This window comes from Neorhizobium sp. USDA 3394, from assembly GCF_056280385.1.
In genome coordinates this window covers 667,686-683,270 of record NZ_JBWCDU010000002.1, presented here as the reverse complement: position 1 = coordinate 683,270, position 15,585 = coordinate 667,686, and the positions used below count along the sequence as shown (strand labels likewise).

The 15,585-nt window shown below is 58.4% G+C and carries 13 protein-coding genes and 1 pseudogene; 4 read left to right on the top strand and 10 right to left on the bottom strand.

Annotation, left to right across the window (positions count from 1 at the left end):
• Positions 1-124 precede the first annotated feature (124 nt).
• The gene (locus ACZ9EJ_RS24815) at positions 125-3,097 is read left to right on the top strand and encodes a PAS domain S-box protein (protein WP_080955876.1); all 2,973 of its coding nucleotides are present in this window, start codon (positions 125-127) and stop codon (positions 3,095-3,097) included.
• 505 nt (positions 3,098-3,602) lie between these two features.
• On the opposite strand, the gene ACZ9EJ_RS24810 is transcribed toward ACZ9EJ_RS24815, so the two are convergent.
• Positions 3,603-3,977, bottom strand: a complete 375-nt coding sequence (locus ACZ9EJ_RS24810; RefSeq protein WP_046642513.1) for a hypothetical protein — start codon at positions 3,975-3,977, stop codon at positions 3,603-3,605.
• A 116-nt stretch (positions 3,978-4,093) separates the two neighbouring features.
• Here ACZ9EJ_RS24810 and ACZ9EJ_RS24805 point away from each other — a divergent pair.
• Together ACZ9EJ_RS24805 and ACZ9EJ_RS24800 are read left to right on the top strand one after the other, a co-directional pair.
• A pseudogene (locus ACZ9EJ_RS24805) lies at positions 4,094-4,373 on the top strand (transposase); the annotation flags it as partial.
• A gap of 222 nt (positions 4,374-4,595) precedes the next feature.
• Positions 4,596-4,907, top strand: coding sequence for a hypothetical protein (locus ACZ9EJ_RS24800; RefSeq protein ID WP_255743353.1), 312 nt, complete (start codon positions 4,596-4,598; stop codon positions 4,905-4,907).
• A gap of 253 nt (positions 4,908-5,160) precedes the next feature.
• Here the strand turns inward: ACZ9EJ_RS24800 and ACZ9EJ_RS24795 are convergent, their stop codons facing one another.
• The 8 genes from ACZ9EJ_RS24795 to ACZ9EJ_RS24760 all read right to left on the bottom strand — a co-directional run bounded on the left by ACZ9EJ_RS24795 (position 5,161) and on the right by ACZ9EJ_RS24760 (position 13,187).
• Positions 5,161-5,388 (bottom strand): hypothetical protein, encoded by a 228-nt coding sequence (locus tag ACZ9EJ_RS24795; RefSeq protein WP_046642515.1) that lies wholly within the window; start codon positions 5,386-5,388, stop codon positions 5,161-5,163.
• A gap of 1,848 nt (positions 5,389-7,236) precedes the next feature.
• Positions 7,237-8,034, bottom strand: coding sequence for an NAD(P)-dependent oxidoreductase (locus ACZ9EJ_RS24790; RefSeq protein ID WP_255743354.1), 798 nt, complete (start codon positions 8,032-8,034; stop codon positions 7,237-7,239).
• A gap of 33 nt (positions 8,035-8,067) precedes the next feature.
• A complete protein-coding gene (locus ACZ9EJ_RS24785) occupies positions 8,068-8,421 on the bottom strand; it encodes a Rossmann-fold NAD(P)-binding domain-containing protein (protein ID WP_255743355.1) in 354 nt (117 codons plus the stop codon).
• A gap of 24 nt (positions 8,422-8,445) precedes the next feature.
• Positions 8,446-9,954: a tripartite tricarboxylate transporter permease gene (locus ACZ9EJ_RS24780; RefSeq protein WP_046642519.1), complete on the bottom strand. Its 1,509-nt coding sequence runs from the start codon at positions 9,952-9,954 to the stop codon at positions 8,446-8,448.
• A gap of 12 nt (positions 9,955-9,966) precedes the next feature.
• A complete protein-coding gene (locus tag ACZ9EJ_RS24775) occupies positions 9,967-10,431 on the bottom strand; it encodes a tripartite tricarboxylate transporter TctB family protein (RefSeq protein WP_046642521.1) in 465 nt (154 codons plus the stop codon).
• Entirely contained in the window at positions 10,431-11,360 is a 930-nt protein-coding gene (locus ACZ9EJ_RS24770; RefSeq protein ID WP_255743356.1) for a tripartite tricarboxylate transporter substrate binding protein, read from the bottom strand. The genes ACZ9EJ_RS24775 and ACZ9EJ_RS24770 overlap by 1 nt, the downstream gene beginning before the upstream one ends.
• 116 nt (positions 11,361-11,476) lie before the next feature.
• Positions 11,477-12,160, bottom strand: coding sequence for an RraA family protein (locus tag ACZ9EJ_RS24765; protein ID WP_046642524.1), 684 nt, complete (start codon positions 12,158-12,160; stop codon positions 11,477-11,479).
• 10 nt (positions 12,161-12,170) lie between these two features.
• A complete protein-coding gene (locus ACZ9EJ_RS24760; protein ID WP_046642526.1) occupies positions 12,171-13,187 on the bottom strand; it encodes a hydroxyacid dehydrogenase in 1,017 nt (338 codons plus the stop codon).
• 180 nt (positions 13,188-13,367) lie between these two features.
• Between ACZ9EJ_RS24760 and ACZ9EJ_RS24755 the strand changes: the two genes are divergently transcribed.
• Complete coding sequence (locus ACZ9EJ_RS24755; RefSeq protein WP_255743357.1) at positions 13,368-14,249, top strand: LysR family transcriptional regulator; 882 nt, start codon at positions 13,368-13,370, stop codon at positions 14,247-14,249.
• 307 nt (positions 14,250-14,556) lie between these two features.
• Here ACZ9EJ_RS24755 and ACZ9EJ_RS24750 read toward each other — a convergent pair whose 3' ends face one another.
• Entirely contained in the window at positions 14,557-15,480 is a 924-nt protein-coding gene (locus ACZ9EJ_RS24750; protein WP_255743375.1) for an AraC family transcriptional regulator, read from the bottom strand.
• Positions 15,481-15,585: the final 105 nt, after the last annotated feature.

Here is a 15,585-nt window from a genome sequence, read left to right as displayed (position 1 = left end):
CGTCTCCTGTAACATGCTGTTTTGAATAAATTCCGCCGATCTGGTCAACCTTCTCAGCTATTGGCCAGGCGATGCTGGGCGCTGGACGCTGTGCAATCGATAATACTCGCGCTAATGTCCGCTAATGGAAAATGCAAAACAATGCCATGGGCAACATACACTCGTTGGCGGCGGCGAGGCTGGCGATCTCATTCGACATAAGGATTGGGGAGCGACCCCGCTGGGGCCGATCGAGTCGTGGCCGTCAGAGCTGAAGGCGAACGTTCAGACCATCCTCGCATCTCCTGTTCCAATGGTAGTAATTTGGGGCCCTGAAGGCATCCTCATCTATAACGATGGCTATGCGGCAGTGTGCGGACCTCGCCACCCGGTCGCTCTCGGAGGAAAGCTGCTTGAGGTTTGGCCCGAAGCCGCCGAATTCAATGCTTTGGTTATTTCTGCCGGACTGCGAGGCGAGTCACTGAGTTTTCACGCGCAGGAATTGGAGCTCTGGCGGCATGCCAGAGCCGAACAGGTCTGGATGGATCTGGAGTATCTGCCGATTAGAGATCGGGACGGTCGGCCGATCGGCTCGATAGCAATGGTCTTCGATATCACTCAGCGCGTGCTTGCTGAGCGCCGGCTTGCACAGAGCGAAGGGCTCTACCGGTTCCTTGATGAGCTTGGAACTGCGGTAGTCGGCCTGCATGATGCGGATGAGGTCCTTGCTGTGACGACGCGCATGGTCGCAGCCCATCTCGAGCTTTCCAACTGCGCTTTTGCCGACATGGATGCCGACCAGGACGGTTTTACGATCCGCGGAAATTGGCATGCGTCCGGGTCCCCCTCGATCGTGGGGCACTACAGCCTGGCCGATTTCGGCAAGCTTGCCGTCCAGGAATTGTCCGCGGGCCGTCCGCTGATCATCAACGACAATTTGAAAGAGATAGCGCCGGAGGAGGCGAAGACTTTCCAGGACATCGGCATTGCGGCGACGATCTGCATGCCGCTGGTAAAAAATGGCCGCCTTGCGGCCTTGATGGCCATTCATGACAACAAGCCGCATCAATGGTCCGACTACGAGCTTAATGTCATTCGCCAAGTCACAGAACGATCATGGGCGCATGTCGAGCGGGTCGGTTCCGAAGCCAACCTTCGCGCGAGCGAAGAGCAACTTCGTCTCGCCATCGACGCCGCCGAGATCGGTCTATGGGACGTGGACGTTGTCGCAGACACCTTGTTCTGGCCGCCCCGGGTCAAGGCGATGTTTGGAATCTCGCCGGACGGGCCCGTCTCGATGGAAGACTATTATGCCGGCATCCACCCGGAGGACTTCGAAAAGACTGCTGCCGCCTACGCAACCGCGGCAGATCCTGAGCGTCGTGCAGTGTATGATGTCGAATACCGGACAGTCGGCAAGGAGGACGGTCTCGTCCGCTGGGTCGCGGCTAAGGGGCGCGGCGTCTTCGAGAATGGCCGGTGCCTGCGGGTGATCGGAACCGCGATCGATATCACGGAGCGTAAAAAGACCGAGCTCGCCTTGCGTGATCTCAATGAGACACTTGAAGCGCGGGTTGCCGAAAGCCTGGCGGAACGCAAGCTTCTAGCCGATGTCGTCGATAACACGACGGCGATCATCTTTGTCGCGGATCAAGAGTTCAGGTGGCTGGCGCTGAACAAGGCAGGAAGCCAAGCCTTCGAAAAGGTTTACGGTGTACGTCCCAGGGTCGGAGCGTCGATGCTGGATGTGATCGATCATCTCCCCGAGCACCGCGAACATGTGCGTCGCACATGGGCTCGCGCGCTTGCGGGGGAAGAGTTCACGCTGGTGGAGGAGTTCGGGGACGAAAAGTTCTCAAAACGCTGGTTCGAACTGAATTTCAACGTCCTGAGAGACGCCGCCGGGCGCCAGATCGGGGCGTATCAAATCGTGTACGACGTTACCGAGCGCATGGCGGAGCAACGCCGTTTGGCGGAGGCCGAAGATCAGCTTCGACAGGCGCAGAAGGTCGAGGCCCTCGGTCAGCTCACAGGTGGCGTGGCGCATGACTTCAACAATCTGCTGACCCCGATCATCGGCGCGCTTGACATGCTGGTGCGAAGACAGATTGGCAACGATCGAGAGAAAAAGCTGATCGGTGGTGCACTGCAGTCCGCAGAGCGTGCCCGCACTCTCGTGCAGCGACTTCTTGCCTTCGCCCGCCGGCAACCCCTTCAACCGAGGGCAATCGATGTCAGAGAGCTGATATCGGGCATGGGTGAGTTGATCCGCAGCACGACTGGCCCCCAGATCCAGGTCGTCATTGACGCCCCTGATAATTTGCCGGCCGCTCGCGCCGACCATAATCAGGTGGAGATGGCACTCCTCAACTTGAGCGTCAATGCCCGGGACGCAATGCCCTTGGGAGGTACCTTGCGGATCAGTGCAAGCTCTTGTGAAATCCTCCCCGGTGAGCAGGAGGAGTTGAAGCACGGCCGCTACGTCGTGATCTCCGTCGCTGATACCGGCGAGGGAATGAGCGAGGAAGTCGTCGCGCGCGCAATCGAGCCGTTCTTCTCCACGAAAGGCGTAGGGCAAGGAACCGGGTTGGGCCTTTCGATGGTCCATGGTCTCGCTCAGCAACTGGGAGGCGGTATCCGGATTTTCAGCAAGATCGGAGTCGGGACCAATGTTGAGCTTTGGTTGCCGCAGGCGGCCGACACTGCCATTCAAAACTTAGTCAGCTCGAATGGTAGCACCGTATCCATCGATCCTCGTGGCAAAGTGTTGCTTGTTGACGACGAAGCGATCGTTCGCACCAGCGCGGCCCACATGCTTGATGAGCTGGGCTTTGAAGTGGTCGAGGCCTCGAGCGCGCAGGCAGCACTGGCTTTGCTTGACGGTCTGCCCGATCTGAAGCTGCTTGTGACGGATCACCTGATGCCGGGCATGGATGGTGCCGAGTTAGTGCGCCGTGTGAAGCTGACCCGTCCAAACCTGCCTTGCCTGATCATTTCGGGCTATGCAGACGTCGAAGGAATCGCTCCCGATTTGCCGAGACTGACAAAGCCATTCCGAGCTGAGGAGCTTCGAGAAGCGCTGTTTACGACAGGGTATGGATCAGATTGGAGTTCCTGAGACCCGGTCTCCGTCGGCCGCGCGCTGGCGATTTTTCTCGAAAGCTAACGGCAGTGCGGGCTGCGATGGGTCAAGAACATCCGCATTCAGACCCGCTGGGAGGTTACTGATTGCGCGCTCCTCTTCGTCGGTCCATCACAGACGACTTCAATATTTTGCCATCGGAATCTATCACAAGGCTGCGTAGTAACGGTCGTGATACGGCCTGAACCCGGGCCTGCCATTCGATGTGCCTCCGGCTGCGACTGCTGCAGCGTGAAACGCATCAACCTCTTCATGGCTTCTCGCCTGGAATGCCAGGTGAGCCCTTGAGACGTAGTCGCTCGCTGCATCGACACAGATTTCGTCGATCGAAAAGTGATGGTGGTCTTCGTGCCATGCGTCTCCCAGGCCAAGCGCGTCAGAGATCGCCCTATAGAATTGTCCTGCTCACCGAGAGGTCACGAACACGGAGATGGGCCTGGTCGATGACGCGGCCAAAATGCTGGACCATAGGATTTTCCCATCAGAGCCGGCGATCGATCTGAGCGGCGATCGGGGGAACCGCTGCAGCACCCGGCGCTCCCAGACGAAGCCGCTGCACGAGTTTCCCAAGAACGAAGGTGGCCAGCATCGTCAGCCCGATGCGCAGCCAGGGATGCTCGTCGGTCGTCTGCGGCGCGTGAGATATGCCATCTGTCTCGCCGCGGATCACCGTTAGACGGGTGCGTAGGTCCGCAACCTCTTCGTGAAGCTTGGCTAGCTCCGATCTCGCCAATACAAGCTCATCCAGTCCATTTCGCTGCGGACCTCCCCGCATGGCGCGGCTGTCGTCTGCGTCCTTGATGTAGCGGTCAAGCTCCACCTTCGCATCTTGGCTGTTGGTGCGCACGTTTGTCATCTTCTCTCCGTCATCGCAATCACCGGTTCTAAATCCGAGTGCTCAAAGCTTTTGCTTTGGATATGCAAAACGTCTAGGGCGGGAGATCGTTCACGCCTCCTACGCGTCCGAGGTAGGAGCGTTGCCGTCGCTTGCTGGAAAGCATGGTATGGCCGAATGGCAGGGTCTGCCCCGCTTGTGGTTACAAGCGCTCGACCGCGATAGCTGGCCGCGACATGGGCAAGCGCCGCGCGCGGCCGGGGCTTTACCAATGCTCCAGCGGTGATTGCCGCTTCCAGTTCACTGTGACAACACATACGCCCCTGCACGCCACGAAGCTTCCGTTGCGCACCTGGCTCAAGGCGCTGTGGCTGCTGTTCAAGTCGGATAAAGGCTTGTCCTCGGTCGTCTTGCCGAGACCCTTGGCTGAACTACCTCGGGTGGGTCCAAATTTTCGCCTGCATCCCAACAGGTCATTTCTCTGCAAATCAACAACGTGGCCATAGTGAAATGCGCAACTCTAAACAGCTCATGGTCATCGGGAGAACGGGTTTCCACGGTCGCATTAAGCTTGGAACAAAATTCTCTGGCTGAGGTTGGGGAGCATTGGCAAAGCCGCCAACAATCAGGAGGATATCCATGCTGAAGATTATTTCGGTATCGCTCGTGTCTATTGGTCTCGCTACCGGTGTCGCTTTTGCGCAATCCTCATCGAACCCAAGCTCGAGCAACCAGCAAAACCAGTCCACCGATTCTGGTAAGCCCGATCCTGGTCCGATGCATCCGCCCCAGAAGACGGACAATACCGTCACGAATTCGACGCGTACCAATTGCGCTCCCAATCTGGCAACCAAGGGCTCCGCAACGACGCCGAATAAGGACGGCCAGGCTTCCACAGCTGTTGAAGGCGCCGCTGGCACCAACACCAATGGTCAGTCTTCAAACTGCTGAACATCCATCAATTGAAGTAAAGGCCGATCATGTGTCGGCCTTTTTTGTCGGAACGAATTCACCGCGACACGGCAGGGCTGGCCCTCGGAGGCCAGTCTGCTTATCATTTGGGCCTGCCTTGGGCTAATGGAAAGCCGGCCCTGTTGTTGACACACGTTTCCGGCAAGAAGGTCAAATGATCCTTCCCCAACTGGTAATGCACTTCTTAGTAATGCCCGGATACTGTTTGGCTCTCCAGGGGGCAGCCTCTTGATTACCGATCCTGATCGAACCGGAAAGCGCCGCTCTCGTGCATGAGCTGCGCCAGGTAATGTGCGACCCGATGCGCCCGGTTCAACCCTCGCCAGAGACCGGACCTGTCGAGCGCGACAAGGACCGAGTTCATGTTGCCTTCGTTGACAGGCGATTTTGCAGCCGCGCGGATCTGCGCGGCAGTGATGACGGTTATGGCGATGTCCTTCTGAGGGGGTGAGAAACGCATCCGGGCGGACCAGACTACGTCAGACGACGTAGCCAGAATGGGGGATGCGCGATATCAGGTTATCTGCGATGTTCCCGCCGCCAAGAGACTGTTGAGGGCTCGAACGGGAAAAACGGGCGAGCCCTCTCTTTTTTGGATCTGCTGTTCCGCGTCGGGTCGAGGGCCTTGCACCCTGGCGGACCAATGCAGGCCCTGTCGGCCAAGCATTGAGAGGCCCAGCCTTGCTCACTTGCTCAACCTGGCTCGCTCCGCCCCCCAAGTTACCCTGTTCTAAATAGCTACTCGACTCTCGGACAAGGCAGTGTTTCATTTTGGGACTATAGGTGCGTAGGGGCGAGCTGATGGTTTATGAGTGGGACGCGCGGCGAGCGCGACGTGCGAATGCGATCAAGATGATTGCGGCGCTTCTGGCGGGGATGATTACTGCAGGAGTACCTGCTTTGATCGTAGCCCAAGCTCTGGATCTTTAGAAGAACCAGCGCCTGCTCAAAGCTTGACGGCTCTCTATAGTTTCGACGCCGCGATGAAAAGGCCTCGACCTGTTGCGGTGTGAAACCCATCGCTACGAAACCTGCCTGCATCATCGGCTCGTTACGAACGAACGTGCCGCTGTATTCGTCTGCGACTTGAGTCCCGCGGTCCTGCGTGGAAATCCAGGCATCCACCTGATCAAGAAGCCCCGCTGAATCGCGCAAGCCGTCCGCGGACATCTGATTCGTTCTGAGAACCTAGGCCAGAATCTCTTGCGTCACCACACCCGGCACCAGCAGAATTGTCTAATACGCGCACGAATGGTTACGGAACGGATTGTGCCCGTTTAACCTTTTGAAATCCTGTTACTACTTCTGATTTCTGCGTCACGGGGCTGACGGAGTGAGCTCGCTTTCACCCGAATTCGCTTGAGCGGTCGTAGGGCGTTTGCTCTACATCATTTGAGCCTGTGGATTACTCTGAAAAGCTGATTTGTCCATTGCAAGCGATCGGCGTTCTATGCTCGGTGGCTGGGGGATAACTAGCCGGGGAAGAGCAGTGCGTAAATCAGCCAGTGGAAGGGAAGAACTTGAGCATCAGGTTCGGATTTTCACCGACGTCATCAAGGAGATGAAAGCCAGGCAGTCCACAGCTGGACACTGTCAGCGGGTCGCAGACTACGAGCAGATCGTCGCGGAACTCAAGGGATCTCTTGCTGCGATGCAACCGGCACACCTTCACTAGGCAGCCGGAACATTGGATGCGCAGGTCAGTTTGATCTCCAGGAGGAGATTCAGATGCACCGCAACCCGTCCAACCGTCACGACTTCGCGTTCTATGTCTGCCTGAACGTTGCTCTCGGCTGTCTTATCGCCGGTGCGGTCTGGCTCCTGCTGAATTGAAGGCCGGTCAGAATGCGAAAAAATGCAATGATCGGTCTGCTTGGCTTAGTCGTGGTTATCTTAGTCGCGGCATTCATGATGCGTGGTCCCAGCCAGCCGATGTCAGGCGCACCTGCATCAGGCCTTCCCCCTGCAGTTGCGCCTCCTGCAAACAAGTAGTTGGTGTCGCGAGGATCGCCGCAGATGTCAGCCGTAAACGACGCAGGCCTGCAGCTTACTGCCCAGGCTCTGGAATCTCCGAGTGATCTCGTCGCGGACGCCGTTGGTGTTTTTGACGGTGTTCCTACTGACGCGGCCAAACTAAATTGTCATCAGGGGTCAAGCGAAAGCCTTTCAGGCGCGGCATGTGGCACGGGATATTCATCCGGCTCCATAGCCTACGCAGACAACTCAAACAACTTGGCAACACCTCGGAAACGCTTTGTTTTCCGGCTTCGGGCAGATCTCGGCAAGACCGGGGTTAACCGCCGCCCTTTCATGGACATACAACAAACTCGACACCCAGGTCGCCGAGCTTTCGCCACCTGACTACGCAGGCGCGCCGGGCACCGTCATCGAACACAAGATCGAATACGTCCGGGACATCCGCAGTGCTTTGCATTACCAATTTTGCGCCCCCTGCGGACAGGTTCCGCACAGTGCAGTCGCGTGTCCTCGTGCCGCTACCATAGACAATACGGGCACCCTTGAGCGCGCGCATTCTGGGAGAATTTCGGCCCGCCTCGGGGCTAGCCCACGCCACGTGCGGCGTCAGGATGAAGTTCGGCAGATCGAGGAGACCCATCAGCGGATGATCGTCTGCAGGCGGTTCTGCGGTGGCGACGTCGAAGCCGGCGCCACTGATCTGGCCGCTTCTCAACGCGTGCTCCAGCGCGGCCTCGTCGACGAGGCCGCCGCGCGCGGTGTTGATCAGGAGTGGCCGCCTGGCCATCTGTGCGAACTCCGCCGTTGAGATCGTGTTGCGGGTCGATGGCATCAAGGGGGAGTGCAAGGTGATGATGTCGCTGTTCTCGAGAATCTTCTTGAAGGGCGTATAGAGCGGCCCCATTCCTTTTGTGCCCTTGTAGTCAGAAAACAGGACCTTCATCCCGAAGGCGCGGCCAAGGTCCGCCACCGAGCGGCCGAGAGCACCGTCACCGATGATGCCCAGCGTCGAACCGGCGAGATCGTTGATCGGGAGGTCGAAGTAGCAGAACTGGTTTGCTTCCAGCCAGCGCCCGGCCTGTACCGAGTTGCGATAGGCCAGAACGCTACGGCGAAGCGCGAGGATCAAAGCGAAGGTGTGCTCGGGAACGGTGTTGACCGCCTAATTGCGAATATTCGAAACCGTTACTCCGCGCTGCACGCATGCGGCGACGTCGACGACATCTGTTCCCGTGGCGGCTACTGCAACGAGCTTGAGGTTCGGGGCGGATGCGGTCGCCGGACCTCTTAACGGAGCCTTGTTCGTGATGACGATGTCGGCGTCCTTGATGCGCTCCGACACCTCGTCGGGCGCCGTGTGGTCGAACTGTATGAGCTCGTACGCGAAGGAGAACGCACGGAAGTGAATGTCGTCGGGCAAGGTCTTGCGATCGAGGAGAACGAAGCGAAGAGGATTGCGGGTTATCAGACATTGGAGAGGACACCAGTTCGAGGAGAGAGCAGCGGCCGCGGTCAAGCGGCCGCTCGTCGTAAGTCGGCATCAGGCTTCTTCTTCCTGGAAGGCTTCTTCGCGCGTTTTGCGGAATGACGGCAGGATCATCAGGAGAAGGACTCCGGCTGTCGCGATCAGCAGGACGAGGCTGATCGGCCGCTCCACGAAGACGCTGGTATTTCCGTGGGAGATTGTCAGAGCCCTACGGATGTTGGTTTCCAACAACGGTCCGAGGACGAACCCCAGAAGCAGAGGACCCGGCTCGCACTTTGCCTTGCGGAAGGCATATCCCAGCAATCCGAACCCAGCGGCCAAAGCTACGTCGAATATGCGGTTGTTGATGCTGTAGACACCGACACAGCAGAAGAGAAGGATCGCCGGGTACAGCAGTCGGTACGGGACGGTCAGGAGCTTCACCCAGACCCCGATAAGGGGCAGGTTGATCACGACAAGCATCAGATTGCCGATCCACATGCTGGCAACAAGGCCCCAGAAGATTTCCGGCTGGGTTGCAAGCACCGTCGGTCCTGGGGTGATGCCGTGGATGATGAAGGCGCTCAACATCATCGCCATCATGTTGTTCGACGGGATGCCCAGAGTCAGAAGCGGGATGAACGAAGACTGCGCGCCTGCATTGTTTGCAGCTTCCGGTCCAGCGACACCCTCGACTGCACCTTCGCCGAACTCGTGAGGGCGCTTGGAGACCTTTTTCTCGACGGAGTAGGCGCAGAAGGAGGCCAGAGTGGCTCCGCCGCCCGGAAGCACGCCAAGGAACGTGCCGACGGCAGTTCCGCGCAGCACGGCCGGCCATGCGCGCCGGAAGTCTTCTCGCGTGGGCCAAAGACGACTGAGCTTGCTGACCAGCACGCCGCGGGCTTCGACATTTTCAAGGTTCTCGATGATCTCCGAGAAACCGAATAGCCCGATGGCAATGACCACGAAGTCGATACCATCGAAGAGTTCGACCGCACTGAACGTGAGGCGCTCCTCGCCGGAGCTGGCGTCAATACCGACCATGCCGAGCAGCAAGCCAAGCAGGATCATGCCAATCGCCTTCAGGACTGGTCCGCGTGCGAGGATCGTTGCGGCGAGGAGCCCGAAGAGCATGAGCGACACATACTCCGCCGGCCCAAAAGAAAGGGCGAAGGACGAAAGTGTCGGACCGGCGATAGCAAGACCGAATGTCGCGACCGTCCCGGCAAAGAAGGAACCGAGTGCTGCGACTGCAAGCGCAGAGCCAGCTCTACCTTGTTGAGCCATCTTGTAACCGTCGACAGCCGTCACGACCGATGACGCTTCGCCGGGAAGATTGACGAGGATCGCTGTTGTCGATCCACCGTACTGTGCGCCGTAGTAGATGCCGGCGAGCATGATGAGCCCCGCAAGAGGCGGAAGGTAGAATGTGATCGGGAGAAGAACGGCGATCGTCGCCGTCGGCCCGATACCCGGCAGGACCCCAATCAAGGTTCCTAGGAGAGCGCCGAGAAGACAGAAGCCGAGGTTCGTGGGCGTCAGGGCCTCGCTGAAGCCCAGCATGAGAAGGTCGACGAAGTTCATGGTTTACCTCCCTCAGAACGGCCAGATCGGCATCTGGACGCCGAGGCCGACGATGAAGACCAAAGCGCCGAACGCTGTCAGCCCGGCAGTGAGCAAGATGACTTCGCGGACCCGTGACTCCCGGTCGGCAATACTGCCGACAAGAAGCAGCCAGACGGAAGCTGCAACGAAACCGAAGAATTCCGCGATGAACGCGAAGCCGACGACGGCTGCCAAGATGATCACAAGCGGCCACAGTCTCGGTTTATCGATATCGACACGCGCCCGGACCGCGCCGAACCCGCCAATCGCAGTACCGATGATGATCAGGAGCCAGCACACTATTCTCGGGAGATAGCCTGGACCCATGGCGGACGCCGTGCCCATGGTCAGGTCGCGCCCGGCCCAGAGGCCGAGCGCGCCAAATCCGATGAAGAGCGCGGCGGTGAAGAGGTCCGGCCGGTTACCGGTTCCTCCAGCCTTGCCGGGAGCAGCCATCACTTCTGTTCCTTGGCCAGTTTCCAGATCGCGCCCAACCGCTCACCGCGTACCGGAAGCTCCTTGTTCCACTCCTCGGATGAGCGATAGGAAAGGGCAAGCGACATTTGCTTAGCCTTTGCCTGGAACTCGGGATTGTCGAGAGCCTTTTTGATCGCTGCTGAGAACTTCGTCCGGATTTCCTCGGGAACGTCGCAGCTCATTGCGATACCGCGCTCAGAACTCATCAGGACTTCGAACCCCTGCTCCTTTGCGGTCGGAAGGTCAGGAGCAATGGTGGCGCGCTCTTCTGCAAACTGGCCGAGGTTCTTGAACGCGGAGTGGTCGCTGCCCACGAACTCCCCGACGTTGATGCCGATCGTATCGACATGGCCACCAAGAAGAGCGGTGCGCGCTTCGTTGGCGCCGTTGAAGGTAACGGCCGTCAGGTCGATGCCTGCGGACTTCTCCAACTGGAGCATGGCAAGATGCTCGTCGGTTCCGAGGCCAGTCGTGCCGACAGTCACGGCCCCCGGTTTTTCCTTCGCGTAGGCGACGAGGTCCTTGAGCGAGTTGAACTTGGAATTAGCCTGGACAATGAAAGAGCCGGGGTCTTCGACGATACGGGCAACGAGGCAGAGCTTCGTCGGATCGAACCGAACCTTGCGATCCATCTGCATCGTTAGATAGCCGGGCGTGTTGAGCGAGGAAACCGTGTAACCGTCGGGCCGGGCTTGTGTCATCGCGGTATAGGCGATTTCGCCCGAAGCGCCGGGACGGTTTAGAATGGTGATTTTCGCGCCCAACTCTTTCTCGACGAAAGGGGCCAGCGTCCGGTTCATCACATCGGTGCCACCGCCCGGAGCGAACGCCACGATGAACTCGATTGGACGGTCGGCGGGCCAGTCGGCGTGTGCTACGCCTGCGCCGAAGAGCAGCGTCGTCGCCAAAGCGGTATTTCTAATCAGATGCTTCATCTTATCCTCCCAGGATAGTGTTGATCGGTTTATTCCAGAGCCTCGATAACTGGCCGACGTTTCCCCTCCGGAGCGTCGGCCAGCGGTGTTTAGTTTGTCGTTGGCAGCTCGCATCCGGCCTTGACGAGGGCATCGTTGAACCATGTCGGATTGTGCGTCCCCGCTTTGATATTCTCGATCTGCTTCTGCTCGGCTGCGTGCTTGGCAACCGTCCTGTCATAGACTTCAGCGGCATCGTCGATCGGAACAACCACCACGCCGTCCGCGTCGCCAACGATCAGGTCGCCGGGCATGATGACCATTCCACCAATGGCGATCGGAGTGTTGATCTCGCCCGGCCCGTTTTTGTAGGGGCCTCGATGGGTGACGCCGACTGCGAACGAGGGGATGTTCATCTCGAGGAAAGCGTCCGCATCACGGATCGCACCGTTAAGAACGAAACCGACGACGCCACGGCGATGAGCGTAGTCGAGCATCATCTCGCCCATCAGGGCGTGTGTCACATCGCCCCCGGCATCCATGACAATGACGTCGCCGTCCACGGCCATGTCCATCGCCTTGTGCAGCATGAGGTTGTCGCCCGGAGGCGCTTTGACAGTCAGTGCGCGACCGACGAGCTTGCCATCGCGGTGCATCGGACGAAGCTCGGCCCCGCCCGCATACATGCGGTGCATGCTGTCGCTGATATTGGCGACTGGAAGCTCCCTGAACTTGTCGATCCATTCCTGATCGATGACCCTGTCCCTGTTTCGAACCCTGAATCCTATGGTCAACGTCGTCTCCTTATGCTGTTGAATTGGTGAGGCCTAAGGCGGGCGTCTTGGCCAGTGCCCGGTGGTTAACGATCCTCTCGCGACCAAGTGGACGTCCTTCCACAATGGCGAAGATGCCTTCCACCGCGTCCACCCCGACCCGAACGTTCGCCTCCTGGGTCACGCCGCCGATATGCGGCGTGACGACAATCCGCTGATTTTGCCAGAATGGGTGATTGTCCGCGGGCGGCTCAGTTTGGAATGTGTCCAGCCCGGCCCCGGCGATCTGTCCGCTCTCGACGGCGCGAAGGAGCGCTTCCTCGTCGATCAGGCCGCCCCGAGCGGTGTTGATGACAAATGAGCCCGGCTTCATCATACCCAGACGCCGATCATCCAGCAGGTTGCGTGTGTCGGCAGTAAGGGGGCAATGAAGGCTGACAATATCGGAGGACGCGATAAGGTCGTCGACATCGGCTACTCGGGCGACTCCGGCTTCGGCAAACCCCGCTTCGTCGGTAAAAGGGTCGAACGCCTGCACCGTTAAGCCTAACCCCTTGGCAAAGGATGCGGTATGGCGAGCGATCGCCCCGAAGCCGACAAGACCAATGGTCATGCCGGCGAGTTCCTTCCCGGAGAAGCCCGGCTTCTCCCAGCGCCCGGCGCGAAGGCTGCTGTCGAGTGGCACGATCCGCTTTACGACGGAAAGGAGCAGTGCAATCGCATGTTCAGCGACTGAAAGGGCATTCGCACCAGCGGCGACGACAACGGGTATGTCGCGGCGCGACGCTGCGTCCACATCGATATTGTCAACGCCGACACCGTGCTTCGAAAGGACACGGAGCGAAGGCGCAGCCTCAATCGCCGCAGAACCGAACCGCCCCATTCGCACCACGACGCCCACCGGGTCGAGATCCGTCACGATGCGGACCAAATCGTCTTCGCTTGTGTAAGGGGGGACGTAAGACACCTGGTAGCCTTTGCTGGCAATCAGGCTCACGGCTTGTTCATTGATGGCTGGTCCAGTGACCAGGATGTTTCGGCTTCCCATGCGTACCTCGAACTGGAATGCGCGAGGACGCGGCGCTGCTTTCGCACCGTTTCACCGTCCTCCCATACGCCAAAGTTCCTCCTGGCGTCTCCTGAAGAGAACGTAACATAAGGGACCCTTGATTAAAGCGAATAATTCTGGCCAAGATGAACAGGAAAACTTAATGCGTGGGAGGTCGGTTTGGATACGCGACAACTCAAAACCTTCATCGCGATAGCTGAGCACGGAACTTTTGCAAAGGCTGCCGAGGCCGTAGGTTTGACCCCGTCCGCAGTCAGTCAGCAGATGCAAGCACTGGAATTGGAGGTCAGCGGAGACCTGTTCGATCGCTCGACCAGGCCCATCACGCTTAACGGCCATGGTCTACAGATGCTTGAAGCAGCACGTACTCTGGTTCGTGGCGCAGACAACATCATTGACGCTATCTCCGGCAGAGCCGTAAGCGGCACGTTCACGATCGGCTCTGTTCGCTCAAGTGCTCTTTCGCTACTGCCTGTCTCAATCGTCGCCCTCAAGGCCGACTATCCCGATCTCAGGATCAAGCTCCAGGTCGCCAATACGGATGAATTAATGAACGATGTCATGTCAGGCCGTCTGGATTGCGCGATGGTCGCCGAATATTCCGGAATTCCTTCAGCCTTAAGGTGGCACCCGTTTATCAACGAACCTCTACTGGTGATCGGTCCTGACGGCACTCCACACATGTCTGGCCTCGATATGCTTTCCACGCTGCCTTATGTCAGGTTCAACAGTAAATTCAGGCTCGCCCAGATTATCGAGACCGAGCTTGCAAAAACCGGCGTCGAGCCAAACTTGATAGCCGAGATCGACACGATTGCGTCGGTGGTCTCCTGCGTTATTCACGGTCTCGGCGTGTCCGTGGTTCCCTGGATCGCGTTGAGAGACATTACGGCTCCGATCGTCTCGGTACCCTTTGGCGAACCGCAGATATTGCGGCCGATTGGGCTGCTAGAAAGGCGATCTGGTACGCGCACTGCCATCATCGATCGGCTGCATCAGCACTTGAGTAGGCTCAGCGCGCCGTACGGCGTAGCGCGTTGATTGAGGCTTTTGCGCCCGTGACCGGATTCGGACAAGCCAATGTTATCATTTACGCTCTTGGACCAACCCGAACCGTCGCCACGCCGCGCCTTTTGGAAAAGCCACTGGAGCTATTAACGATTTGCAGAAGACGCGCGTGGAGCCACCATCGTGGGTGAAATCGTTAATCTGGCCACCTGATGTGATCGAGACAAATCTTCCCTGCTAAAGTTCTCGCAAAGGCAGCTTATTGAAGCCAGCTGCAATCCGAGGCGGCAGCGCATGTGGTACTGCTGACTCTCCCTATATCGGCGACTCCGCTAATGCACTACGCTGAACGCACGGTACGGCTAGCATATAGGTCTTGGAGTTGTTGTTGTTTCAAGGCATCTTGCTTGGGCGCGATACCAAAGGTTCGGGAATATTCTCGACTGAACTGAGAGGGGCTTTCGTACCCTACTTTGTAGGCGGCCTCGGCGACATTCGCAGCTTGAGTTACCATGAGTCGGCGCGCCTCCAGCAGGCGAAGTTGTTTTTGAAACTGCAGAGGTGTCATAGCTGTCAGCGCCTTAAAATGTTGATGAAACGATGACGGGCTCATCCGCGCAATCTCAGCCAGTTCTTCCACCCGAAGCGTTTCCGCAAAATTGGTATGCAGGACTGCTACAGCTCTGACGACGCGCTCAATGTTCGATTCCGGTAAGGCCAGCTTGCAGATTTCGCCGCCATGCGGCCCGCTCAACAGCCAGTAGCAGATCTCCCGGACGATCGAAGGTGCCAAAACAGGAATCGCTTTCGGTGTCGCCAGCAACCGAACGAGACGAAGGATGCAATCTTCCAAGGGCTGATCGACCTTCGCGACGAAAGCGCACGGACCTGATGCCTCCGACTGCAGAGGGAGCGCCTCTAATTGTTCGAGGACTTCCCTTACGGTCGCCACATCAAAGTCAATCATCACACCAACGTATGGCGTCTCCTCACTCGCTTCGACGATCTGACCGGTTGCTGGCACGCCGACGCTAACGACCAGGCATTCCATCGTTCTGTAGCGCAGCAGCTCCTCTCCAAGCTGCAGTTCTTTGCCGCCCTCAACGACGACGCAGAGCGACGGCCGATAGATGTTGCGCATGGGCATCATCGATTGAAACGAGCGCACGATATTGAAGCCTTCTATGGCCGTCGGAAACAGGCCCTGCCCGCCACCTTGGTCTTCAATGTAGGCCGTTACGGCAGATAGCAATGGAGAATTCAAACGGAGCTCCGGCTGTTTCAGGGGCCACTGCAAGACGTGGTTCCTCGCCGGCATCATCGCCTCTCCTGCAGGAATAGGCAAGTTTCTTGAAGGTTCGGGCATTCT